Annotated in this window: 15 protein-coding genes; 10 read left to right on the top strand and 5 right to left on the bottom strand. The window is 61.6% G+C overall.

Features of this window, described 5'->3' with window-relative positions:
- Window positions 1–9: 9 nt before the first annotated feature.
- From treZ to KGB07_RS25955, 7 genes are all read left to right on the top strand, one after another.
- Window positions 10–1806 carry a malto-oligosyltrehalose trehalohydrolase gene (treZ, locus tag KGB07_RS25985; protein WP_223466987.1) on the top strand — a complete coding sequence of 599 codons (1797 nt, stop codon included), beginning with the start codon at window positions 10–12 and terminating at the stop codon, window positions 1804–1806.
- Window positions 1803–3881, top strand: a complete 2079-nt coding sequence (gene malQ / locus KGB07_RS25980; RefSeq protein WP_046037111.1) for a 4-alpha-glucanotransferase — start codon at window positions 1803–1805, stop codon at window positions 3879–3881. The genes treZ and malQ overlap by 4 nt, the downstream gene beginning before the upstream one ends.
- A complete protein-coding gene (locus tag KGB07_RS25975) occupies window positions 3878–6673 on the top strand; it encodes a malto-oligosyltrehalose synthase (RefSeq protein ID WP_223466985.1) in 2796 nt (931 codons plus the stop codon). Before malQ ends, KGB07_RS25975 begins: the two co-directional genes overlap by 4 nt.
- A gap of 21 nt (window positions 6674–6694) precedes the next feature.
- Window positions 6695–7015, top strand: a complete 321-nt coding sequence (locus KGB07_RS25970; RefSeq protein ID WP_223466983.1) for a DUF2934 domain-containing protein — start codon at window positions 6695–6697, stop codon at window positions 7013–7015.
- A 230-nt stretch (window positions 7016–7245) separates the two neighbouring features.
- Window positions 7246–9408: a glycogen debranching protein GlgX gene (glgX, locus tag KGB07_RS25965; RefSeq protein ID WP_046037115.1), complete on the top strand. Its 2163-nt coding sequence runs from the start codon at window positions 7246–7248 to the stop codon at window positions 9406–9408.
- A gap of 213 nt (window positions 9409–9621) precedes the next feature.
- Entirely contained in the window at window positions 9622–10380 is a 759-nt protein-coding gene (locus tag KGB07_RS25960; RefSeq protein ID WP_223466982.1) for a PIG-L deacetylase family protein, read from the top strand.
- Window positions 10381–10476: 96 nt separating this feature from the next.
- Entirely contained in the window at window positions 10477–11277 is an 801-nt protein-coding gene (locus KGB07_RS25955) for an endonuclease/exonuclease/phosphatase family protein (RefSeq protein WP_223466981.1), read from the top strand.
- 151 nt (window positions 11278–11428) lie between these two features.
- Here the strand turns inward: KGB07_RS25955 and glgB are convergent, their stop codons facing one another.
- The 3 genes from glgB to KGB07_RS25940 are packed head-to-tail and all read right to left on the bottom strand — an operon-like array spanning window position 11429 to window position 19058.
- Window positions 11429–13660, bottom strand: coding sequence for a 1,4-alpha-glucan branching protein GlgB (gene glgB / locus KGB07_RS25950; RefSeq protein WP_223466979.1), 2232 nt, complete (start codon window positions 13658–13660; stop codon window positions 11429–11431).
- 2 nt (window positions 13661–13662) lie between these two features.
- Complete coding sequence (treS, locus tag KGB07_RS25945; protein WP_223466978.1) at window positions 13663–17004, bottom strand: maltose alpha-D-glucosyltransferase; 3342 nt, start codon at window positions 17002–17004, stop codon at window positions 13663–13665.
- 56 nt (window positions 17005–17060) lie between these two features.
- The gene (locus KGB07_RS25940; protein WP_223466977.1) at window positions 17061–19058 is read right to left on the bottom strand and encodes an alpha-1,4-glucan--maltose-1-phosphate maltosyltransferase; all 1998 of its coding nucleotides are present in this window, start codon (window positions 19056–19058) and stop codon (window positions 17061–17063) included.
- 547 nt (window positions 19059–19605) lie between these two features.
- Between KGB07_RS25940 and KGB07_RS25935 the strand changes: the two genes are divergently transcribed.
- The 3 genes from KGB07_RS25935 to mapR all read left to right on the top strand — a co-directional run bounded on the left by KGB07_RS25935 (window position 19606) and on the right by mapR (window position 23001).
- Window positions 19606–19842, top strand: coding sequence for a hypothetical protein (locus KGB07_RS25935; protein WP_223466976.1), 237 nt, complete (start codon window positions 19606–19608; stop codon window positions 19840–19842).
- Between the two features lie 258 nt (window positions 19843–20100).
- Complete coding sequence (gene ccoG, locus KGB07_RS25930) at window positions 20101–21513, top strand: cytochrome c oxidase accessory protein CcoG (protein ID WP_046037126.1); 1413 nt, start codon at window positions 20101–20103, stop codon at window positions 21511–21513.
- A gap of 78 nt (window positions 21514–21591) precedes the next feature.
- Window positions 21592–23001, top strand: coding sequence for a GntR family transcriptional regulator MpaR (gene mapR, locus KGB07_RS25925; protein WP_046037127.1), 1410 nt, complete (start codon window positions 21592–21594; stop codon window positions 22999–23001).
- A gap of 152 nt (window positions 23002–23153) precedes the next feature.
- Here mapR and KGB07_RS25920 read toward each other — a convergent pair whose 3' ends face one another.
- Window positions 23154–23900, bottom strand: a complete 747-nt coding sequence (locus tag KGB07_RS25920) for an SDR family oxidoreductase (RefSeq protein WP_223466975.1) — start codon at window positions 23898–23900, stop codon at window positions 23154–23156.
- An 85-nt stretch (window positions 23901–23985) separates the two neighbouring features.
- The gene (locus tag KGB07_RS25915) at window positions 23986–26103 is read right to left on the bottom strand and encodes a putative bifunctional diguanylate cyclase/phosphodiesterase (RefSeq protein ID WP_046037130.1); all 2118 of its coding nucleotides are present in this window, start codon (window positions 26101–26103) and stop codon (window positions 23986–23988) included.
- Between the last annotated feature and the right edge of the window lie 111 nt (window positions 26104–26214).

The raw sequence follows: 26214 nt of genomic DNA, 5'->3' as shown, positions 1-26214 counted from the left end.
GCTTTCAAGATGCCGTTACGGACCCTTGAGACCTGGCCCCACGGCGCAATCATGCTGGACGCAGAGCACACGCGATTCGCGTTGTGGGCGCCAGATGCGTTCTACGTCAGTGTCGAACTGGAAAATGGACAGTCCTTGCCGTTGCTGCCCCAGGCCGACGGCTGGTTCGTGAGCAACATCCGATGCGCGGCGGGCACGCGTTACCGCTACAGCATCGACGGCGAACTGGAAGTGCCCGACCCGGCCTCCCGTGCTCAGGCCGGCGACATCGACCGACACAGCGTGGTGGTCGATCCGCTGGCCTATGCCTGGCAAAACTGTGCCTGGCTGGGACGGCCGTGGAACGAGGCGGTGATCTACGAATTGCATGTCGGTGCGCTCGGCGGCTTCAGCGCCGTCGAGCAGCATCTGGCGCGGCTGGTCGAACTGGGTGTCACCGCCATCGAACTGATGCCCGTCGCGCAGTTTCCCGGTGAGCGTAATTGGGGTTATGACGGCGTCCTGCCCTACGCGCCACAGGCGTCATACGGCTCCCCCGAGCAGCTCAAGCACTTGATCGACACCGCCCACGGCCACGGCCTGGCGGTAATTCTCGACGTGGTCTACAACCACTTCGGCCCGGACGGCAATTACCTGCATCGTTATGCCAAGGGCTTTTTTCGCGAAGACAAGCACACGCCGTGGGGCGCGGCCATCGACTTGCGCCGTCGCGAAGTGCGGGACTTCTTCATCGAAAACGCCTTGATGTGGCTGCTCGAATACCGCTTCGACGGTTTGCGCCTGGACGCGGTACACGCGATCGAAGACCCGGATTTCCTCCAGGAACTGGCGCGACGGGTGCGCCAGCAGACCGGACCGGCGCGGCATGTCTGGCTGATGGTGGAGAACGAACACAACCAGGCCAGCCTGCTCGAACAGGGTTACGACGCGCAGTGGAACGATGACGGCCACAACGCCCTGCATGTGTTGCTGACCGGCGAAACCGAGGCTTATTACGCCGATTACGCGCAAAACCCCACCGAACAACTGGCGCGCTGCCTGAGCCAGGGCTTCGTGTTCCAGGGCCATCTCAACCGCCATGGTGTGGCGCGGGGTGAACCCAGCGGGCATCTGCCGCCCAGTGCATTCATCCTGTTTTTGCAGAACCACGACCAGATCGGCAACCGGGCCTTCGGCGAGCGCCTGCATCAACTCGCCCACCCGCAAGCGCTGCGGGCCGCCACGGTGTTGCTGCTGTTGTCACCGATGATTCCGCTGCTGTTCATGGGCGACGAGTTTGCCGTCGAGCAGCCCTTTCTGTTTTTCACCAGCCATCACGGTGAACTGGCTAAACAGGTTCGCGACGGCCGGCGCAACGAGTTCGCGGCGTTCAGCGCCTTTACCGATCCGCTGCAGCGTGAATACATTCCGGACCCGAACGATCCGCAGACGTTTGCAGCATCCCGCCCGGTCCTGCCATCGACCGGTCATTGTGAGATGCACGACCTGTATCGCCGACTGTTGCAGATCCGTCACCGGCACATCATCCCGCGCCTGCCGGGCGCCCAGGCACTGGGCACCGACGTGCTGGGCGAAGCCGCGATCAGTGCCTCCTGGCGCTTGGGCGATGGCAGCCAACTGCGCATTGACCTGAACCTCGGCGCCAGGCCCGTAGTCCACACCTCACAGACCGGTGCCATGCCCTTGTTCGAATACCCGCCACAGAATCCCGACCTGCCGGCCCCGAACACCCTTGCCCCGTATTGCGCGCTCGTCAGCCTCGCCGCCGCAGCCCCCTTTGCTACCTCGTTTGGAGAGCGTCCATGAGTGATGCGCAACTGGAAATCCTGGCCAGCCGTGCCGGCCTCGCCGTCGACTGGATCGACGCCAACGGCCGCCCGCAAAAAGTCGCGCCGTCCGTGTTGCGCAACGTGCTGACCGGCCTTGGCCACCCGGCCGGCGGCGCTCAGGAAATCGATGCCAGCCTGCTGGAATTGCAAGAGACGCAACAGACCCATCACTTGCCGCCATTGATCACCGCCGATGTTGGGAAGGGCCTGGACCTGGCGCGTTTTTTCGAGCCCGGGACCCCTTGCGAAATCCACCTCGAAGACGGTTCGCGGCTCAACCTGAAACTGGACGCCAACTCGGTGCTGCCAGGGCTGGTACCGGTCGGCTATCAACAGGTCAGCATCGACGGACAAAACTTCACCCTGGCCGTGGCCCCGGCTCGTTGCTACAGCGTGGCCGATGCCGTGAACAACCCCATCCCGCGTGCCTGGGGCCTGAGCGTGCAGTTATATGGATTGCGCCGCGCCGGCGATGGCGGCTTTGGTGACACCCAGGCGCTGGAGGACCTTGCCCGGGTGGCCGGCGAGCGTGGCGCCGAGGCACTGGCGATCAGCCCCTTGCACGCGATGTTTTCCAGTGACACTCAACGCTACAGCCCGTATTCGCCGTCCAGCCGTTTGTTTCTCAACAGCCTTTACTGCGCCCCCGGCACCATTCTTGGCGAGCGCGCGCTGCGTACCGCCATCGATGCAACCGGACTGGCCATTGAACTCCAGGCACTGGAAGAGCGTCCGCTGATTGACTGGCCGGCCGCCGCCGAAGCCAAGCATCGGCTGTTGCAGTCGCTGTACGAAGGTTTCGTCCAGGGCGAACACCCGTTGCACGAAGACTTCAGCAGCTTTCGTCACGCCGCCGGCGAAGCGCTGGAAAATCATTGTCGCTTCGAAGCCATCCAGGAGGCGCGCGCCGCCCGGGGTGAACACCTCGACTGGCGGCAGTGGCCCGAACCCTGGCGCAATCCGCGCAGCGCCGAACTGGCGGCATTCGCCGAAGAGAATGCCGGGCGCATCGGCTTCTTCGCCTTCTGTCAGTGGCTGATCACTCGCTGTCTGGAGCGCGCGCAAACCGCCGCCCGCGCCAGCGGCATGAGTATCGGCCTGATCGCCGACCTGGCCGTTGGCGCCGATGGCGGCGGCAGCCAGGCCTGGAGCCGTCAGGACGAACTGCTCGCCTCCCTCACCGTCGGTGCGCCGCCGGATATTCTCAACCGCACGGGCCAGGGCTGGGGGATTTCCGCGTTCTCCCCTGAAGGCCTGGTGCGCAATGGTTTCCGGGCCTTCATCGAAATGTTGCGGGCCAACTTCGCCCACTCCGGTGGCTTGCGCATCGATCACGTCATGGGCTTGCAACGTTTGTGGGTAATCCCCAATGGCTCGCCGCCGGCCGACGGCGCCTACCTGTACTACCCGGTGGACGATCTGCTGCGTTTGCTGACCCTGGAATCCCATCGTCACCAGGCCATCGTCCTCGGCGAAGACCTCGGCACCGTGCAGGATGGCCTGCGGGAAAAACTCATCGCCCGTTCGATACTCGGCATGCGGGTGTTGCTGTTCGAACAGGACAACACGCACTTCAAGCCAATCCTCGACTGGCCGGACAACGCCCTGGCCACCACCAGCACCCATGACCTGCCCACCCTCAACGGCTGGTGGCATGGTCGCGATATAGACTGGAACGCCCGGCTCGGCATGGTCGATGCCAGCGGTGAAATCGAATGGCGCCAGCACCGCGAACGCGAGCGTGAAGGCCTGCGCCGGGCGTTGAGCCAGGACCCGCAGAACTTTCGCGAAGAGTCCCACGAAACCGACCAGGTGCTCGATGCCAGCGTGCGCTTCCTCGGTCATACCCGGGCCCCCTTGGTGCTGCTGCCGCTGGAGGATGCCCTGGGTGTGGAACAACAGGCCAACCTGCCCGGCACCATCGACACCCACCCCAACTGGTCGCGGCGCTTGCCCGGTTACAGTGAAGCCCTGCTCGACGGAGCGGATGCCGCGCGACGCCTGGAATTGCTCGCCTGTGCGCGACTCCAGGCGGCCGAGCGTGATCGATGACCCAGGTGCCGCCCCGTCCACTGCGCGCCACCTTGCGCCTGCAATTTCACAAAGGCTTCACGCTGGAAGATGCGGTGCCACTGGTGCCGTATTTCGCCCGTCTCGGCATCAGCCATGTCTATGCCTCCCCGCTGCTTCGCGCCCGCGCCGGATCGATGCATGGCTACGACGTGGTGGACCCGACCAGGGTCAACCCGGAGCTGGGCGGTGAGGCGGCGCTGCGCAGCCTGGTCAGTGCCTTGCACGAGCACGACATGGGGCTGATCCTCGACGTCGTCTCCAACCACATGGCGGTCGGCGGCAGTGACAATCCCTGGTGGCTGGATTTGCTGGAGTGGGGACGCCTGAGCCCTTACGGCGAGTTTTTCGATATCCAGTGGCACTCTCCCGATCCGTTGATGGAAGGCCAGCTGCTCCTGCCGTTTCTGGGCAGCGACTACGGCGTCGCGTTGCAGGACGGCACCCTGCCCCTGCGGTTCGATGCCTGGCACGGCGCCTTCCATGTCGAGCACTACGACCACCGCTTTCCGATTTGCCCCAGCGATTACGGGGAACTGCTCAGGACCGATGCGCCGCTCGATACGCAACAGGCCGAGCAACTGAAAAGCCTGGCCGATCGCTTCAGCACCCTGAGCTACCAGACCGACGCCCACAGCCTGGCCCTACCGCTGAAAGCGGAACTTCGCGATCTGGTCAGCGATCCGGCCCTTGCCCAGGCCATTGAGCAGCACCTGAACAACTACGACTCACTGACCGACGAAGGCTTCCAGCGCCTGCACAACCTACTGGAGCGCCAGAGCTATCGTCTCGCCAGTTGGCGCACCGCCGCCGATGACATCAACTGGCGGCGCTTCTTCGATATCAATGAACTCGGCGGACTGCGGGTCGAACGTCCCGCCGTGTTCGAAGCCACCCACGCGAAGATCTTCCAACTGGTGGCTGAAGGGCTGATCGACGGGTTGCGCATCGACCACATCGACGGCCTCGCCGACCCGCGAGGTTACTGCCGCAAGCTGCGCCGCCGGGTCGACAGCCTTTCGGCGGGCCGCCACTTGCCCATTTATGTGGAAAAGATCCTCGGCGAAGGCGAAACACTGCATCGCGACTGGTCGGTGGACGGCACCACCGGCTACGAGTTCATGAACCAGTTGTCACTGCTGCAACACGACCCACGGGGTGCGCAGACACTGGCCGAACTCTGGCACCGTCACAGCGAGCGGCCTGCCGACTTCGGCCAGGAAGCCCAACTGGCCCGCCAGCAAATCCTCAGCGGTTCCCTGGCCGGAGATTTCGAAAGCGTTGCCCAGGCCTTGCTGCAAGTGGCCCGGGACAACCTCATGACCCGCGACCTGACCCTCGGCGCCATTCGCCGGGCCTTGCAGGCATTGATCGTGCATTTCCCGGTGTACCGCACCTACATCAGCCCCCTTGGCCGCTCGGCTCAGGACGAGGTGTTTTTCCGCCAGGCCATGGACGGCGCCCGCCAAACCCTCGGCGAAGCGGACTGGCCGGTACTCGACTGCCTGGCCGGCTGGCTCGGCGGTGAACCCTGGCGGCAGCGTCCGGCCGGTCGCGAACGCAAACGCCTCAAGCACGCCTGCGTACGTTTCCAGCAACTGACCTCGCCAGCAGCGGCGAAAGCGGTGGAAGACACCGCGCTCTATCGTTCGGCCGTGCTGCTCTCGCGCAATGACGTTGGCTTCAATACCGAACAGTTCAGCGCACCGCCCGCCGACTTTCATCAGGCCTGCATCGAACGCCTCGAGACCTTCCCGGACAATCTGCTGGCCAGCGCCACCCACGACCACAAACGCGGCGAAGATTCACGGGCGCGGCTGGCGGTACTCAGCGAGCGCAGTAGCTGGCACGCCGACCAGATCGGCCTGTGGCGCGCCCTCGCCCGGCCCTTGCGCAACGACGATCAGATGCCATCGACGGGGGATGAATTGATTCTGTACCAGGCGATCCTCGGCAGTTGGCCGTTGGAGTTGTCTATCGATCATCCGCCGGCCCTCGAGGACTACGCACAACGCCTCTGGCAGTGGCAACACAAGGCCCTGCGCGAAGCCAAATTGCAAAGCAGCTGGAGCGCGCCAAATGACCCTTACGAGCAAGCGACAGAGGACTTCATCCAGCGCCTTTTGCTGAGCCCCGAAGGCGAGCTGTTGCGTACGGCCCTGGCCAAGGCGGCCCGCTCGATTGCCGCCCCCGGAGCACTCAACGGTTTGGCGCAAACCTTGCTGCGCATGACCGTGCCCGGCGTGCCGGACTTGTATCAGGGCAACGATTTCTGGGACTTCAGCCTGGTCGACCCGGACAACCGTCGCCCGGTGGAATACGCCAGCCGTCAGCAGGCATTGCAGCAAACGGTGAACCTGCCGGACTTGTTGCTGAACTGGCGTAACGGGCGCATCAAGCAAGCCTTGATTGCGCGCACCCTGAGCCTGCGCGCCGAACATGCCGAGCTGTTTCGGCGTGGCACCTACCAGGCTCTGGAAGTGGTGGGCAGCGAGGCCCATCGAGTGCTGGGTTTTGTCCGTGAACAGGAGGGAAACCGCGCCATCGTGATTGTGCCGATACGTTGTGCCGAATTGCTGGAAAACGGTGCTGTACCACAGGTCCACGCGCCGCTGTGGGGCGATACCCGGATCAAACTGCCGTTCACCGTCCCTGACGAACATCTGGAGGGACTTTTTTCCGGCATCACAGTCACAAAACACAGGGAGCTGCTGATCAGCGCCGCGCTGGGGGATTTCCCGGTCAATCTCATTTTTCAAACTGCCCACACTTGAGTTCAGTTCAGGAGCATTACGATGAGTACCGACGATAAACGCATCCGCGAATTCGCCTATCAGATCTGGGAATCCGAAGGAAAACCCGAAGGCCAGGAAGCCCGCCATTGGGAGATGGCGTGCAAACTGGCGGAAGCCGAAGCCCTGGCCCCGAAAAAACCGGCCAAGGCAGCCACTAGCAAAACCCCGGTCAGCAAAACGGCCAATGGCAAGGCTGGCGATGCCAAGGTCGCCGCACCAAAAACCAAGGGCAAACCGGCGGCGGCTTCGAAGGTGATCCCGCCGGGGGAAAAGGCCGTCGTGAAAAAGCCCCGGGCGCCGCGAAAACCGCCAGCGGTTTGAATATGTCTTGAGGCCCCTTCGCGGGCAAGTCGGACCGCCGCACCGCCGCTCCCACAGTGTTTGGTGGTGTAACAGCAATCTGTGGCAACTCACAGGTCCCTGTGGGAGCGGGCTTGCCCGCGAAGAGGCCATCACTTCCAGCATTGATGTTGCCTGACACACCGTTTTCGTCGGAACGCCGCCCGGAGCAAGCTGGCTCCTACAGGTTGCCGCCGCTTAAAGGAATACCTATGACCAGTCCAAAGAAAGCCGCCGCGCCAACCCCTCGTGCCGAAACAACACGAATCCGCGAAGGCCTGCCCTTTCCGCTGGGGGCCACCTGGGATGGCCTGGGCGTCAACTTCGCCCTGTTTTCCGCCCACGCCACCAGGGTTGAACTGTGCCTGTTCGACGACGCCGGCGAAGTGGAACTCGAACGCATTGAACTGCCTGAGTACACCGACGAGATCTACCACGGCTACTTGCCCGACGCCCATCCCGGGTTGATCTACGGCTATCGCGTCTACGGTCCGTACGACCCGGCCAACGGCCATCGCTTCAATCCCAACAAACTGCTGATCGACCCCTACGCCAAACAACTGGTCGGCAAACTGAAATGGTCCGAAGCCCTGTTCGGCTACACCATCGGCCACCCCGACGCCGACCTCAGCTTCGATGAACGGGACAGCGCGCCCTTCGTGCCCAAATGCAAGGTTATCGACCCGGCGCACACCTGGGGCCACGATCATCGTGTCAGCGTGCCGTGGGACAAGACGATCATCTACGAAACCCACGTGCGCGGCTTCAGCATGCGTCACCCTGCCGTCCCCGAAAACCTGCGCGGCACCTTTGCCGGGTTGATGGTCGATGATGTGGTGGAGCACATCCGCAAACTCGGCGTGTCGACCGTGGAGCTGCTGCCGATCCACGCTTTCGTCAACGACCAGCATTTGCTGCACAAGGGCATGACCAATTATTGGGGCTACAACAGCATTGCGTTCTTCGCCCCCGACCCGCGTTACCTGGCCAGCGGCAAGATTGCCGAATTCAAGGAAATGGTCGCGCACCTGCACGAAGCCAATCTGGAGGTGATCCTCGACGTGGTCTACAACCACACCGCCGAGGGCAACGAGCAAGGCCCGACCCTATCCATGCGCGGCATCGACAACGCGTCCTACTACCGCCTCAAGCCCGATGACAAGCGCTTCTATATCAACGATTCCGGCACTGGCAACACACTGGACCTGAGCCACCCGTGCGTGCTGCAAATGGTCACCGACTCCCTGCGCTACTGGGCCTCGGAAATGCACGTGGACGGCTTCCGCTTCGACCTGGCGACCATTCTGGGGCGTTATCACGACGGATTCGACGAACGCCACAGCTTCCTCGTGGCCTGCCGCCAGGACCCGGTGCTGCGCCAGGTCAAACTGATCGCCGAACCCTGGGACTGCGGCCCCGGCGGTTATCAGGTCGGCAACTTTCCGCCGGGCTGGGTCGAGTGGAACGACAAGTTTCGCGACACCGTGCGCGCCTTCTGGAAAGGCGACGACGGCCAACTGGCGGACTTTGCCAGCCGCCTGACCGCTTCGGGGGAGATGTTCAATCAACGTGGTCGGCGGCCTTACTCATCGGTCAATTTCGTCACCGCCCATGACGGTTTCACCCTCAACGACCTGGTGTCGTACAACGACAAGCACAACGAGGCCAACGACGAAGACAATCAGGACGGCAGCAACAACAACCTGTCCTGGAACCACGGCGTCGAAGGCCCCACCGACGATCCCGAGATCAATGCGCTGCGCCATCGGCAGATGCGCAATTTCTTCGCCACCCTGCTGCTGGCCCAAGGCACGCCGATGCTGGTGGCCGGCGACGAGTTCGCCCGCACCCAGGACGGCAACAACAATGCGTACTGCCAGGACAGCGAGATCGGCTGGGTCAACTGGGACTTGAGCGAAGACGGCAAGGCCCTGCTCAAGTTCGTCAAACGCCTGATCAAGTTGCGCCTGACCTACCCAGTCCTGCGGCGAGGGCGTTTCCTGGTGGGTAATTACAACGAGGACATCGGCGTCAAGGACGTGACCTGGTTGGCGCCGGACGGCACGCAAATGACCACCAAGCATTGGCACGATGCGCACAATCGTTGCCTGGGCATGCTGCTCGATGGCCGCGCCCAGGAAACCGGCATTCGCCGCAAAGGCATCGACGCGACGTTGATGCTGGTGGTCAACGCGCATCACGACATCGTCAATTTCCGGCTGCCGGAAGTGCCTGACGGCGGTTTCTGGACGTGCATGATCGACACCAACCAGCCATCGATCCACGGCCAGGAACGCTTCGAGTTTGGCCACGAGTACTCGGTCACCGGCCGCTCATTGCTGCTGTTCGAGTTGCAGCATGAGGAAGAAGAGTAAAAAAACCTACAACCAGTTTTGGCCGCAACACCGCAGAGCGGAAAAATCATTCCGGGCAGGTTCGCGACGCGACGAATAGCGTTACATGAGCAATACTCGATTCGCGGCAATCCAGGGTTTGGCTTGTCGCACCGCTATCAACGAGCCCTCACGGGTCTGCCGGGCTTGTCCGATGCACGACTGAAGGCGACGCAGAACAAGGACGTATCCACCATGAAACCCGTTTCCCTGAGCGAAGCCAATCTGCCATCACAGATCTGGAACAGCGCCCCGCAACTGGACAGCATTCCGGTCATCAGTACCCAGTCGCTTGTGCCCATCGGCGCACGCGCAGTGCTCATTGCCCCACACCCCGGCGATGAAGTCGTGACCTGCGGTGGCCTGCTGCAGTTGCTCAGCAATCTCGGCCACCCGCTGCAATTGATCTCGATCACCGACGGCAGCGCCAGCCATCCGGGCTCTCGGCAGTGGTCGGAAAAGCGCCTCAGCGTATTTCGTCCCCAGGAAAGCGTCGAAGCCATCCGCCGGCTCGGTTTGCCAATGCACAGCCTGAAGTGGATTCGTGGCGGGTTTACCGACAACGCGCTGGTGGAGCACGAAGATCAGATCGCCCAATTCATCTCTCGCTACCTGCGCCCCGGTGATGTGGTGTTCAGCACCTGGCGCGAGGACGGCAACGTCGACCACGACACCGTTGGCCGCGCCAGCGCCAGGGCGGCGGCCAATGTAGGGGCAACCTACAACGACGTACCGTTCTGGGCCTGGCACTGGCCGGCACGGGACCGGGAGCTGATTCCCTGGCACCGTGCCCGTAAGGTGCGCCTCGATACCTGGACCGTCGCCCGCAAGAGCCACGCCACCCATGCCTACGCCAGCCAACTGGACGGCGAACCGGCCATCGGCCTCGCGCCGTTGCTGCCCCGGCCGTTGCTGGAGCGTATCCGTTTGCCTTATGAAATCGTGTTGGTATGAAATCATCGATTATCGGTTCGGCTCAGCCCATCGGACTGAACTGACTGCCGTCACATCAGTCGCATACATAAGCAGCCCTGAGTCAGAGGAGTGCAAGTGGCCAGTCATTCAAAACGGCAGGCAGCCGAATCGACACCCTTGAACACGCCCCCGGCGATTCATCGGCTTCGCGTGCTGACGGTTAACACCCATAAGGGTTTTACCGCTCTCAACCGGCGCTTCATCCTTCCTGAATTGCGTGAAGCGGTGCGCAGTACGTCGGCAGACCTGGTGTTTCTGCAAGAAGTCGTCGGCGAGCACGATCGCCACTCCTCCCGCCACAACGATTGGCCACAAACCTCGCAATATGAATTCCTTGCCGACAGTATGTGGAGCGATTTCGCCTATGGGCGCAATGCCGTCTATCCCGACGGTCACCATGGCAATGCCCTGCTGTCGAAATACCCGATCCGCGAGTATCGAAACCTGGATGTTTCCATTACCGGCCCGGAACGCCGCGGCTTGCTGCACTGCGTGCTGGACGTGCCGGGGCATCGCGAAGTGCATGCGATCTGCGTTCACCTCAGCCTGCTGGAAAGTCATCGTCAGCTGCAGTTGCAGTTGCTCTGTCAGCTCCTCGAATCCTTGCCGGATGATGCGCCGGTGATCATTGCCGGCGACTTCAACGACTGGCAGATGCAGGGCAATGCCACCCTTGCCCGCCGCGACTACTTGCACGAAGCCTTCGAACGCCACCTTGGCCGTCCGGCCAAAACCTACCCCGCACGGTTTCCCTTGCTGCGCCTGGACCGCGTCTACCTGCGCAACGCCAGCAGCCACAAACCGCAAATACTGGGAAACAAGCCTTGGACGCACCTGTCTGACCATTTGCCGCTGGCGGTGGAAGTGCATCTCTGAGCCACGGCCATTCATTGCCAGGCGCCAAATGTCGGCGTCGACCGCACCGGCCCCTTCGCGAGCAGGCTCGCTCCCACACGGGTTTTGAGTACGACATCAATCCAATGTAGGAGCGAGCCTGCTCGCGAATAGCAGCGCCGCCGACTTCGGATCAGCCCTGCGGCCTTAACATCAACACCGCCAACGGCGGCAAATTCAGCACCAGCGACAACGCCTGGCCATGGCTCGGCGTTTCCTCGGCAACCGCCCCGCCACTGTTGCCGTAGTTGGAACCGGCATAGATCGACGAATCGCTGTTGAGCACCTCGTTCCACTGCCCGGCAAACGGCACCCCGACGCGATAAGCCTCCCGTGGCACCGGTGTAAAGTTGGCCACCACCAGCACCGGTTCACCATCCTTGCTCCAGCGCAACCACGCATAAACGCTATTGATCGCGTCATCGCCGATCAGCCATTGGAAACCCTGCGGCACATCGTCCTGCTCATGCAGCGCCGGCGCTTCGCGGTACAAGCGGTTCAGGTCGGCCACCAGTTTCTGCACCCCCTTGTGCTCGGGGTATTGCAACAGGTACCAGTCCAGTTGCTGGTCATGGTTCCACTCGCGCCACTGGCCGAATTCGCAGCCCATGAACAACAGCTTCTTGCCCGGATGCGCCCACATGAAACTCAGGTAGGCCCGCAGGTTGGCGAATTTCTGCCAGCGGTCACCGGGCATCTTGTCGATCAGCGAGTGTTTGCCGTGTACCACTTCATCGTGGGAGATCGGCAGGATGAAGCGTTCGGACCACGCATACACCAGGCCGAAGCTCAGCTCGTTGTGGTGATGGGCGCGGTACACCGGGTCCTGCTGGATGTAATGCAGCGAATCGTGCATCCAGCCCATGTTCCATTTGTAGGCAAAGCCCAGGCCGCCCTGTTGCGTACCCTGGCTGACACCCGGCCATGCGGTGGATTCCTCGGCGATCACCAGCGCACCGGGCGCTTCGAGGGCCACCACGTCATTGAGGTGACGCAGGAAGTCGATGGCTTCCAGATTCTCCCGCCCGCCATGGCGGTTCGGCACCCACTCGCCGGCCTTGCGCGAATAGTCGCGGTACAGCATCGAGGCCACCGCATCGACCCGCAGGCCGTCGACATGGAAATGCTTGAGCCAGTGCAGCGCCGACGCCAGCATGTAGCCGTGCACTTCGGTGCGCCCCAGGTTGTAGATCAGCGTGTCCCAGTCCTGGTGGAAACCTTCCTGGGGGTTGCCGTACTCGTACAGCGCCGTGCCGTCGAACTGGGCCAGGCCGTGGGTATCGGTGGGGAAATGCGCCGGCACCCAATCGAGAATCACCCCGAGTTCGGCCTGGTGGCAGGCGTTGATGAACGCGGCGAACTGGTCCGGCGTGCCATAGCGCGCACTCGGCGCGAATTGCGACAGCAACTGATAGCCCCACGAACCGCCGAACGGATGCTCCATGATCGGCATCAGTTCGATGTGGGTGAAGCCCAGGTCTTTGACATAGGGAATCAGCCGCTCGGTCAATTCGGGCCAGGTGTACTGGCGGGCCACTTCACCCAAGTCGTCCAGCTCGCATTGCCACGAGCCGGCGTGCAATTCGTAGATCGACAACGGCGCCGTCACCCGATGGCGGTCACCCCGGGACATCATCCAGTCCTGGTCCTGCCAGTCGATGTTCAAGGGTGAGGCGACTTTCGAGGCGGTGTCCGGTGGCAGGCTGGTGGCCAGCGCCACGGGATCGGCCTTCAACGGCAGGATGCCGTGGGCGCCGAGAATCTCGTATTTGTAGGTGTCCCCGGCTTGCAGGCCCGGGATGAACAATTCCCAGACTCCGGTGGGATGACGCAGGCGCATCGGATGCCGGCGCCCGTCCCAGACGTTGAAATCACCGACCACCGACACTCGCCGGGCATTCGGTGCCCACACCGCGAAACGCACGCCGTCGACGCCGTCCACGGTTTTCAGTTGCGCCCCCAGGCACCCGCTGAGGTCGCGGTGATTGCCTTCGGCAAACAGGTACAAATCCATTTCGCCCAACAACGGGCCGAAGCTGTAAGGGTCTTCTGCGGTTTGCTCACCGCCGGCCCAACGGGTGCGTAGCAGGTACGCTTGTGCACGCTGGAAATGGCCGACGAACAAACCCGGGGTCTCCGTGGCTTCAAGATGACCCAGCTCTTCGCCGGAGTCCCTGGCCAGTACCTGCACACTCAGGGCGCCCGGCAGATACGCGCGAATGAATTGCCCGCCGGCACCATCAGCGTGGGGACCGAGAATGGCGAAAGGATCAATATGCTCGGCGCGCACCAATGCATCGATATCCCGCGCCCTGGGCAGCAGCGCTTCTTTGTGATGACCCTGTTCCTTGTTCGAGACACTCATGACTACTCTCCACCAAGATCGGAAAAGGGTTTAAGCCCACTCAATAATCCATATAAACCGTGCAACGGCACGGGCAACCAGGTGGGGCGATTTTCCGCCTCATAGGCCACTTCATATGCCGCCTTCTCCAGACCGAACAACGCCAACGCGGCATCCTCGCCTTCGGGATCTTGCCATGCATGGGCAAGACTAGCTGCCGCCAGCCGATAAGCGTCGACAAATGCTTGCCGCGCCTCGCTCAAGTAGCGATCGGTGACCCGCAAGCGCGCGGCATCGGCCGTCGCTGTGTTGTCGACGCTTTGCACATTGATCGCCATCGCCGCCGCGTAATCGAAAGAGCGCAGCACGCCGCTCACATCCTTATAGGGGCTGTGTTTGCCCCGTCGTTCATGCAATGGCCGGGCCGGTTCGCCTTCGAAGTCGATCAGGTAGGCATCGCCCTTGATCACCAGCACCTGCCCCAGATGCAGGTCGCCGTGCACACGAATGCGCAAGCCGCCCGCGGTCTTTTTGCCCAACGCTTGTACATGGCCGAGGATGGCTTTCCTGTTGTCCAGTAAACGGCCGACCAGGGTCTGGTCCGCCGGGTTCAGTTGATTCTTATGCTGCTTGAGCAAGTTCAGCGCGTGCTCGATTTGCGCCGCGACGTCCCTGGCCGAGGCCAGCGCCTCTTTCTGCGTGGTGACCTGGGGCAAGAAGTCCGGGTTGACACTCGGCGCCGCCAGCACCCGGTGCATTTCCCCCAGGCGCTGACCGAGCATAGCGGCGAAATCTTTCAGTTCGCCTAGCGCGTTGTAATGTTGTTCTTGCTCGGACACGGCGTCGGCCAGCTCATCGCGAAGCGCCCGTTCGAGGTTGTTCTGGGTCCATTCCCAAGCATCGCCCTGATTGCTCAGATAGCCTTGGGCGATCATCAGCAAATTGTCTTCACCCGCCCCGTCCCGGCGCACCACGGCCCCCAGCAATGGCGAAATATTGCTGAACCCGGCCGCGGTCAGGTACGCGCTCATTTCAAGCTCAGGGTGCACACCGCAGGCGACCTTGCGGATCAGCTTCAGCACCAGGCTGTTGCCGATCACCACCGAGCTGTTGGACTGTTCGGCGGACAGGTAACGTACCGGCGACTCGGCATTGAGGCCGAGTTTTTCCAGCTCCGCGGTGGACTCGAAGCGAATGTCGCCGTCGCTGGAGGCCAATACGGTACCGGCCTGAATGCCCTGCAATACGGCATGCACAAAGGTGTCCAGGCTGAAGGCATCGGTGATCAGGCCGACCTGGCGTCCGCGCCGTACCCGCGACAATGCCAATTGCTGCGGCAACGGAGTACCGACCTGATCCTCCGAGATAAAGCCGAACGGCAACTGATAGCGGCTGCTCTGGCCAGCGCTGGTGACATTGATCTCGCTGAACAACACCGGGTGTTGCGGATCGCCGAACCGCACGCCATAGACCAGATCGACCTGTTCAATGGCGGCGTCCTTGCCGGCGAACCAGCGGCGGTTCTGCAGCCAGTTGGGCAGGATGCTTTGCTCCAGCGTGGTGCGTGACGGCGCTTCAAGCAGTTCTTCCATGCGTTTTTTCAGCACCAGCGTGGTGAAGTCCGGCAGACTCTGTGCGGGCTCCACGTGCCAGCTCGGCATCTGGTTTTCCGCGGCGAGGCCGAACCAGTAGAAGCCGAAAGGCGCCAGCGTCAGGAGGAAATTCAGCTGGCCGATGGGCGGGAACGCGTTACCCCCGAGCATTTCCACCGGCACCATGCCGACGTAGGACGACAGGTCCAGCTCGGCGGCCTGGGCACTGCGCGACACGTTGGCCACGCACAGAATGACTTCGTGCTTGCCGTCCACCCCGGTGAATTCGCGGGTGTAGGCCAGAATCCGCCGATTGCTCGGCGACAGCATCTTCAACGTACCGCGCCCGAAGGCCTTGGATTGCTTGCGCACGGCGAGCAGGCGCCGGGTCCAGTTGAGCAGCGAATGCGGGTCGCCGGCCTGGGTTTCGACGTTGACCGACAGGTAGCCATATTGCGGGTCCATGATCGGCGGCAGCACCAGGCTCGCCGGGTCGGCGCGGGAGAAACCGCCGTTGCGGTCGATGGACCATTGCATCGGCGTACGCACACCGTCGCGGTCGCCGAGGTAGATGTTGTCGCCCATGCCGATCTCATCGCCGTAGTACAGGGTTGGCGTGCCGGGCATGGACAGCAGCAGGCTGTTGAGCAGCTCGACCCGGCGGCGGTCGCGCTCCATCAGCGGCGCCAGACGTCGACGAATCCCCAGGTTGATCCGCGCGCGGCGGTCGGCGGCGTAGTAATTCCATAGGTAGTCGCGTTCCTTGTCGGTGACCATCTCCAGGGTCAGCTCATCGTGGTTGCGCAGGAAGATTGCCCATTGGCAGTTGGCGGGTATATCCGGGGTTTGGCGCAGAATGTCGGTAATCGGGAAGCGATCTTCCTGGGCCAGCGCCATGTACATGCGCGGCATCAACGGGAAGTGAAAGGCCATGTGGCATTCGTCGCCGTTCAGGCCTTTCTTGTCGGTGTCGCCGAAGTACAACTGGGTGTCTTCCGGCCACTGATTGGCCTCGGCCAGCAGCATGCGGTCGGGGTAGTTGGCGTCGATTTCGGCGCGTATCTTTTTCAGGACGTCGTGGGTTTCCGGCAGGTTCTCGTTGTTGGTGCCGTCGCGCTCGATCAGGTAGGGAATAGCGTCCAGGCGCAAGCCGTCGATGCCCATGTCGAGCCAGTAACGCATCACCGACAGCACCGCTTTCATGACCTGCGGGTTATCGAAGTTCAGGTCCGGCTGGTGGGAGTAGAAACGGTGCCAGAAGTATTGGCCGGCGACCGGGTCCCAGGTCCAGTTGGACTTCTCTGTATCGAGGAAAATGATGCGGGTGCCGTCGTATTTCTGATCGTCATCGGACCACACGTAGAAGTCCCGTGCCGCCGATCCGGGTTTGGCCTTGCGCGCCCGCTGGAACCACGGGTGCTGGTCGGATGTGTGGTTGATGACCAGCTCGGTGATCACCCGCAGGCCGCGTTTGTGCGCCTCGGCAATGAAACGCCTGGCATCGGCCATGGTGCCGTAGTCACTGTGTACGCCGCGGTACTCGGCGATGTCATAACCGTCGTCACGCCGTGGCGAGGGATAGAACGGCAATAGCCAGATGGTGTTGACGCCCAGGTCGGCGATGTAGTCGAGCTTGGCGATGAGGCCGGGAAAGTCGCCAATCCCGTCGTTGTTGGAGTCGAAATACGATTTGACGTGAACTTGATAGATCACCGCGTCCTTGTACCAGAGCGGGTCCTTGATGAACGTGGCTGCCTTGGGTTTCTTCGCCATGTGAAACTCCTGGTGAATTCATCTTGGCCACAGGCTGAGAATCCCCTGCGGTGTTCTCAAGAGGCGGTAATTCTCCAAATCCCGAACGGCTGATACGCCGGGTCGATCCGCATGAATTGCTGCTTGCCATGCCAGGTCCAGCGATGGCCATTCATCAAGTCTTCGCCCAGGGTGCTGGCGTAGTCCGGCAAGCCCATTTCCCACAACGGCAACTCGAAGTTCGCCTCCTGCACGTTGTGCGGATCGAGACTGACCGCCACCAGAATGAAATTACCTCCATCGGCGCTGCGCTTGCCGAAGTACAGAATGTTGTCGTTCCAGGCGTTGTAGACCTTCAGGCCCAGATGCGTGTGCAACGCCGGGTTCTGCCGACGGATACGGTTGAGTTGGGCGATCTCGGCAATGATGTTGCCCGGCGCATTGAAGTCCCTGGAGCGGATTTCGTACTTCTCGGAATCGAGGTATTCCTCCTTGCCTGGCACTGGTGCTGACTCGCACAACTCGAAACCTGAGTACATGCCCCACAGGCCCGAGCCCATGGTCGCCAGCACGGCGCGGATGAGAAACCCGGGGCGCCCGGATTCGTGGAGGAACGCCGGGTTGATGTCCGGTGTATTGACGAAAAAATTCGGCCGGTAGCATTCGCGCCACGGCGACTCGTTGAGTTCAGTGAAGTAGGTCGCCAGCTCGGCCTTGGTGTTGCGCCAGGTGAAATAGGTATAGCTCTGGGAATAACCGACTTTGCCAAGGCGCGCCATCATGGCTGGGGTGGTAAAGGCTTCGGCGAGGAAGATCACCTCGGGGTACAACGCCCGTACATCGGCGATCAACCATTGCCAGAACGGCAACGGCTTGGTGTGCGGGTTATCGACGCGAAAGATCTTCACGCCCTCTTCTACCCAGCCGACCACGATGTCCCGCAGTTCCACCCACAGGCTCGGAATCGCCTCAGGGGTATAGAAGTCGACGTTGACGATGTCCTGGTATTTCTTCGGTGGGTTCTCCGCGTATTTGATCGTGCCGTCCGGCCGCCAGTTGAACCAGCCCGGGTGTTGCTTGAGCCATGGATGGTCCTGGGAGCACTGGATGGCAAAATCCAGAGCGATTTCCAGGCCATGGGCCGCGGCGGCCGCCACCAGTCGGCGGAAGTCTTCGCGGGTGCCCAATTGCGAGTGAATCGCCTCGTGCCCGCCCTCCTCGCTGCCAATCGCATAGGGGCTGCCCGGATCATCGGGGCCCGCCGTCAGTGAGTTGTTCGGGCCCTTGCGGTAGCTGCGCCCGATCGGGTGGATCGGCGGGAAATACAGCACGTCGAAGCCCAGGTCATGGATCATCGCCAGCCGCGAATGCACGTCATTGAAGGTGCCGTGGCGGGCCGGACTGTCGGTGATCGAACGCGGGAACAATTCATACCAACTGGCGAACTGCGCCAGCTCGCGCTCCACATCCACCGGGTACTCCGGGCTCAGACTCAGGTAGGCACGATGATCGACTTGGGCCATGAGGTCGGCGCTACGCGGGTGCAAAAACAGTGCAACCTGCTCGGTTTCAAGCAACCCTGACAGTTCATGGTGCAAGGCTGCCAGTTGCTCGCTGAGTTGCCCTTCGCTGCGTTCGGCGGCTTGTTGCACATGAATCCGCCCTTCCTGCAATTCCAGGCTGACGGGCACCGCCGCCGCATGCTTCTTTTCCAGCTCATGGCAAAAACTGGCGAACTGATCGATCCAGGCTTCGATACAGAACAGATAAGGGCCCTGGCTGTCGACACGGAACTGCCCTTGCCAACCGTTGTTGCCCAGGTCGTTCATGCCCGCGCTTTGCCAGACGTCCTGGTCTTCGGCCCGCCAGCGCACACGAACCGCCAGCTTGTCATGCCCGTCGGCGAAGACTTTGGCCGTCACCACCACGTCCTGTCCCACCACGGCCTTGACCGCGAACTGTCCGCCTTCAAGGGTCGGCATGATGTTTTCAATGACGATACGCGGCAGCAACAACGCCTGCGACAGCGGCATGTGCGGGTTGTAGCTCAACTCAGTCGGTTTTTCAGCCGTCATCGAGCCTCTCTCCTTACGCCCCATGGACGCGCTTGTGTCTGGTCGCCACCCCGCCGGGCGATCCGCCCCGGGATGCACTCACTTAGGTTCCGAGCGACAGCCGCCGGGAAAGTTTCATCGACAGTTACCGGAATCAAGTCCTACGCGCTGCGGTCAACCAACCAGTCCACCTACTTAAGCACGACTCACGCCATGTGCCACCGCAGGCTTGAACAATGAACAATCCATTCCCTGCACGACCCAGCCGCCAAGGGAAGAACCGCCAACGACAATGCCTCCGGTGATTGTGAATCCGCAATGAAGACAGTTGATCGTTCCCGCGTCGAAAGCAGGGACGATTATGAAAAATGAATGACTCTTCCCAAGAACGCGTAGTACCGATCCTAAAGCAGCAATCCTGCCCGTCCGACACTTTACGAAACTTACACCCTCCGCCTTATATAGCCATCACTCCGTCAGCCTTGAGCGTGGCCAGCCATGAAAACGATTTTTCCCAGCGTCAACGAATTCGCAGACCGAGCTGGCGCACAGCACCACGCGCTCTACCGTGAACGACCAATCGACGGCTGGCCTTCCTTTGAAAATATTCAACTACGAATTTCTTTGCTTCGAAGCCGAACGCAACCCCTCAAAACAATCAACCAGAAGCTCAATCATCAGGGATCTGGAGAATCATCTGCTGCACGGTGAAATTGACTACAGCCAGCACGAACTCTCGGAAACAAAGAGCAACGAGCCGGAATCAGGCTGTGAAACAACCTCCGCGGACAGGGTGAATACCTGACAGGCAGGCGCGGTGGATGGACGCCGGCATTTGAAAGCCACCGACAGTGGTTCGGTGATTTGACCGGGATTGATCCGCACTTGCCGCCGCTGTTTTGGAAAGGCCCATGGGCCCGGCAGCGGCGGCTGCTTCAAGTTGTCGCAGGCTGAGCAAACACAGCCATCTGATCCGCTTTTTAATGCAATACCTGAGTCTGTTATGCAAACAGATCGCCGCTCATAGTGCTCATGCCTGATGGAGGCTGATGAGCGAAAGACCATGAGCGAGAGAATCCCCGTCCGAACCGTAGAAACATTCGAGCCTTCGCGTCCAAAGATGAAGGTCAAAGCCAGCGACAACCAGATCCACACCCGCAGCTTCACCGGGCTGTTCCGCAACCTGCGCATCAGCGGCGCCGGTTTTCTGTTTGTGCTGTTTTTCGGCACCGTGTGGTTGAACTGGGGCGGCCGCCAGGCGGTGCTCTGGGACCTGTCCGAAAGCAAGTTCCATATCTTCGGCGCGACCTTCTGGCCGCAGGATTTCATCCTGCTCTCGGCGTTGTTGATCATTGCCGCGTTCGGTCTGTTTGCGATCACCGTGTTCGCGGGACGGGTCTGGTGCGGCTACACCTGCCCACAAAGTTCGTGGACCTGGATCTTCATGTGGTGCGAGAAGATCACCGAAGGCGAACGCAACCAGCGGATCAAGTTGCAAGCCGCGCCGTGGGGCCTGAACAAGCTGATGCGTCGCTCGGCCAAGCACACCTTATGGCTGGCCATCAGCCTGATGACCGGCCTGACGTTCGTCGGCTACTTCACGCCGATCCGGCCATTGGCCGAAGAGCTGCTGACCTTCCAGATGAGTGGCGTCAGCCTGTTCTGGGTGCTGTTTTTTACCGGTGCCACGTACATCAATGCCGGTTGGCTGCGTGAAGCGGTGTGCATGCACATGTGCCCCTACGCGCGGTTCCAGAGCGTGATGTTCGACAAGGACACCCTGACCATTTCCTACGACGTGGCCCGAGGCGAAAACCGTGGCCCGCGCAAACGCGAGGTCAAACCCGTCGAGGTCGGTTTGGGCGACTGCATCGATTGCCAACTGTGCGTACAGGTCTGCCCGACCGGCATCGACATTCGCGATGGCCTGCAGATGGAATGCATCGGTTGCGCCGCCTGCATCGACGCCTGCGATTCGATCATGGACAAAATGGGCTACGCCCCAGGATTGATCAGCTACACGTCCGAGCATCAGTTGCAGGGTGGCAAGACACACCTGTTGCGTCCGCGCCTTATCGGCTACACCGCCGTGCTGCTGGTAATGATCGCAGCCCTGGTGATGGCGCTGGTGGAACGGCCGATGGTGTCCCTCGACGTCAGCAAGGACCGGGGCCTGTTCCGCGAGAACAGCCAGGGGCAGATCGAAAACATCTACAGTCTGAAGGTGATCAACAAAACCCAGCAGCGTCAGGACTATCAATTGAGCCTGGTGGATGCCGATGATTTCCAGTTGCAGGGCAGGACCGAATTCAGCCTGGCGCCGGGCGAGATTGTCGATGTGCCGGTGTCGGTGGCGATGCTCACGGAGCGTCCAGCCAGCAGTTCGCAGAGCATCGGTTTCAAGGTGGCCGACAGCGATGAGCCCGGCGTCTACAGCGTAGCGAAGAGCCGGTTTGTTGCGCCGATGAATCGCTGAGCCTTTAAGATGCTGACCTTTGTGAGTTGTGGTCCCCCTCACCACAATTAATCGAACCGACTCCATTGCGGGACACCGATGAAACGCTACGAAAAATTCGCCGACGACATCGCAGAACTGATCCGCTCCGGCGTCCTGGGTCCCGGCCAGCGGGTGCCGTCGGTGCGCTATGCCAGCCAGACCTACGGCGTCAGCCCGTCCACGGTGTTCCAGGCCTACTACCTGCTGGAACGTCGTGGACTGATCCGCGCACGTCCGCGCTCTGGCTATTTCGTCAACGCCCATGCACCCCGACCGTTTTCCGAGCCGGTGATCAGCAATGAGGTCAACGAGTCCACGGAAGTCGACGTCAGCGAACTGGTGTTCTCGGTGCTCGACTCGATCAAGGATCCGAACACCGTGCCCTTCGGCTCGGCGTTCCCCAGCCCGATGCTGTTTCCCCTGCAACGCTTGTCCCGTTCCCTGGCCAGCGCCAGCCGCGAGATGGACCCGCGCATGGTGGTCACCGACATGTCGCCGGGTAACCCGCAACTGCGTCGGCAAATCGCCCTGCGTTACATGGTCGGCGGGCTGATGTTGCCCATGGAAGAGTTGCTGATCACCAACGGTGCCCTGGAGGCCCTCAACCTGTGTCTGCAGGCGGTGACGGAGCCTGGCGATCTGGTGGCCATCGAAGCCCCGGCGTTCTACGCCTGCCTGCAAGTGCTCGAACGCCTGAAACTCAAGGCCGTGGAAATTCCCGTGCACCCGCGAGACGGCATCGACCTCGGCGTGCTCGAACAAACCCTGGAGCGCCATCCGATCAAGGCCTGCTGGTGCATGACCAGTTTCCAGAATCCCATGGGCGCGACCCTGCCCGAGGCCAAGAAACAGCAGCTTGTGGAATTGTTGCGGCGCCATCAGGTGCCGCTGATCGAGGACGATGTCTACGCCGAACTCTATTACGGCCAACAAGCACCGAAACCGGCCAAGGCCTTTGATACCGAAGGCCTGGTGATGCACTGCGGCTCGTTCGCCAAGAGCCTGGCCCCCGGCTACCGCATCGGCTGGGTCGCCGCCGGGCGTTACGCACAGAAAATCGAACGGCTGAAACTCATGACTTCGCTGTGCGCCTCGATGCCGGCCCAGGCCGCCATCGCCGATTACCTGCAACACGGTGGTTACGACCGGCACCTGCGCAAGTTGCGTCACGCGCTGGAAGATCAGCAAAGCGCCATGCTCGCCGCCATCGCCCGGTATTTCCCGGCGCAAACGCGGGTCAGCCAACCGGCGGGCGGGTACTTTCTGTGGCTGGAATTACCGGAGCAGATGGATTCGTTGAAGTTGTTCCAGATGGCATTGGCGCAAGGCATCAGCATTGCACCGGGGCCGATCTTTTCACCGACCCAGCGCTTCAGAAATTGCATTCGGCTGAATTACGGCAGCCCGTGGACCGAGGATTCGGAGAAGGCGATGGAGACGTTGGGGCGGATTGTGCGGTCGTTCTGATGGTTGGATGTTGCCTGCACTATCGCCTTCGCGAGCAAGCCCGCTCCCACAAGGGTTTATTGGTGTACACAATATCTGTGAACACTGGAGATCCACTGTGGGAGCGAGCTTGCTCGCGATGAGGCCAGCGCAAACAACACCTGTCTCAGGAGTTAACGCCCACCACCAAGATCAACAAAAGTCCCGGTCGCATAAGAAGCCTTGTCCGACAGCAACCAGACAATCGCCTCCGCCACTTCATCCGGGCGCCCGCCCCGAGCCATCGGAATCGCCGATTCCAGCTTGCTGACCCGATCCGGATCGCCGCTCAAGGCATGGAAATCGGTATAGATGAAGCCGGGGCGCACGGCGTTGACGCGAATCCCCTCACCCGCCACTTCCTTGGACAGGCCGATGGTGAAGGTGTCCAGCGCGCCTTTGGACGCTGCGTAATCCACGTACTCGTTGGGTGATCCCAAGCGCGAGGCGACCGATGATACGTTGACGATGCTGCCGCCCTGCCCGCCGTGCCTGGGCGACATGCGCAAGATCGCGTGCTTGGCACAGAGGATCGGCGCCAGGACGTTGGTTTTCATGATTTTGAGAATGCGGAACTCGGACATTTCGTCGACCCGGGACTTCTGCCCGACGGTGCCGGCGTTGTTCACCAGTGCGGTGACCCGGCCCAGTTCACTGTCGACCCGATTGAACAGCGCGATGACTTCGTCTTCGATGCTGACATCGGCCCGTACCGCAATGGCTTGCGCACCGAGAGCGCGGACTTGCTCCAGCACGGCGAGTGCAGACTGTTCGTCCGCCTGATAGTTGATGCAGATCCGATAGCCCTGCGCGGCGGCCAACAGAGCGGTGGCGGCACCAATGCCGCGGCTACCGCCGGTGATGACGATGACTTTGTCCATGCGAGCTTTCCCCCAATCAAAGCTTAAGCGGTCGGGGGCAAGAATAACCGCCATTGACGGTTTTTGCATGGCTTCACATCAGCTGTCATGTCATCGACATCTCGAACTCTGTACTGGCTTTCAACTGCTCGACCAATTGCTCCCCGCGATGGATTTCCACCATGAACCCTGCGGCGGGCAGAGGATGCCCCAGCAGGTAACCCTGCAACGAATCGCAGCCGAGTTGAGTCAGGAAGTCCTGCTGCACTCCCGTCTCCACACCTTCGGCGACAATGCGCAGCCCCAGCGCCTGGCCAAGGGCGACGATGGCCGAAACGATGGCCGCGTCGTCGCTGTCGTGCTCCAGGTCCCGGACAAAACCACGGTCGATCTTAAGCTCGTTGGCCGGCAGGCGCTTGAGGTACATCAAACTCGAATAGCCAGTGCCAAAATCGTCGATGGACAGGTCGACGCCCATTTCCGACAGTTCCTGCAGCACCGTCATGCTCGCGTCGGCATCGCTCATGGCGGTGGTTTCGGTGATTTCCAGGGTCAGGCTGTTGGCCGGCAGATGGTGCGTCGCCAGCGCCTTGGCAACGCTCTGGACCAGCCCGGCATGGCAAAACTGAATGGCCGACAGGTTCACCGCGATGCGCCACTCGGTGTAGCCCAGCACGTACCACTCGCGCATCTGGCGGCACGCTTCGTTGAGCACCCACTCGCCGATCGGAATGATCAGTCCGGTCTTTTCCGCCATTTCGATGAATTTATCCGGCAACAGCATCCCTTGCGTCGGGTGCTCCCAGCGCAACAAAGCCTCGGCGCCCACTGGCCGGCCATTGGCGGCGTCGAACTTGGGCTGGTAATGCAGGCTGAATTCCTGCTGTTCCACGGCATTGCGCAGGTCCTGCAGCAATTGCAGCTGTTTGCGGGCGTTGCTGTTCATCGAGGCATCGAAAAAGCTGTAGCCGTTTTTACCCGCGCCTTTGGCGTGATACATCGCCGCGTCGGCGTTCATCAGCAATTCGTGGGCGGACTGCCCGTTACCCGGGTAGAGCGCGATGCCGACGCTGGCGGAAATGTGCAAATCATGTTCGGCAACCCGGAACGCGCGCGCGATCAACCCGACCTGACGGGCCGCGAGGTTCAAGGCGTCGTTCTGTTCGCTCAATTGCACCAGCAACACGAACTCATCGCCGCCGATCCGCGCCAGGGTGTCCTGGCTGCGCAATTCTTCGCGCAGGCGCACGGCCACTTCGCGCAACAGCAGATCACCCATGTGGTGGCCGAAGGCATCGTTGACCGGTTTGAAGCCGTCCAGGTCGATGAACATCAGGGCAAAGCACCCCCCCTGTTCCCGGACCCGCGACATGGCCTGATCGATTCGATCGGCGAGCAACGTCCGGTTCGGCAACCCGGTGAGGGTGTCGTGCAGGGCCAGTTGGGTCAGCTCACGGTTGGCCTCAGTCAGCGACCGGGCCAGGTTCGCGGTACGAGCCTCCAGGCGTGCATCGAGGATCGAGGTCAGCAAGGCGATGCTCAGCACCGCCAACGTGGTGATCAGCACCAGGTTGTCCAGGCCATTGCCGCTCAATCCATTGACCGCTGCGCCACAAAAACTGCCGTCGGCAAAGCGTGCGGCGGCCATCCCGGTGTAGTGCATACCGACGATGGCGATGCCCATGATCACCGCGGCACCGCCACGAATCAGACGGACATAAGGCGTGTGCCGGCGTAGATGGAAAGCGATCCACAATGCCGCGCCCGAAGCACCGACAGCGATCAGCAGCGAGGCGCCGAACAGAGTCGGGTCGTAGTCGATGCCCGGCTGCATGCGCATGGCGGCCATGCCGGTGTAGTGCATCGCGCTGATGCCGGCGCCCATGACCAACGCGCCAAAGGCCAGCTGCCAGGCCGGCAATTGCGGCTGGCTGACCAGCCACAGCGCAAAACCGCTGGAGAGCACGCCGATCAGCAGCGACAACAGGGTGATGGCGCCGTCGTACCCCAGGCCGATCGGCAACTTGAACGCGAGCATGCCGATAAAGTGCATCGACCAGATGCCGATGCCCATGGCAACGGCCCCGCCCGCGGTCCACAAATGCACGGCGCGGCCTTTGGCGGTGGCAATGCGTCCGGTAAGGTCGAGTGCGGTGTATGAGGCAAGAATCGCTACACAGAGCGAAATGATGACCAGGGTGGGGGAATAGCTGCCGATGAGCATGGAGACTTCTCGCGAACGCCCCCCTTATTGGTATTGATTCTCGCTGGGGGGCAAATGCGGCGATTGTACTGATTCCAAATGAGAACGCACTCACAAAATGAGCAAAGGGCC

This window comes from Pseudomonas sp. GL-RE-26 (genome assembly GCF_019956275.1).
Classification (GTDB): domain Bacteria; phylum Pseudomonadota; class Gammaproteobacteria; order Pseudomonadales; family Pseudomonadaceae; genus Aquipseudomonas; species Aquipseudomonas grandcourensis.
The sequence above is the reverse complement of the archived record's forward strand: the minus strand, read 5'-3'. Positions and strand labels throughout refer to the sequence as shown.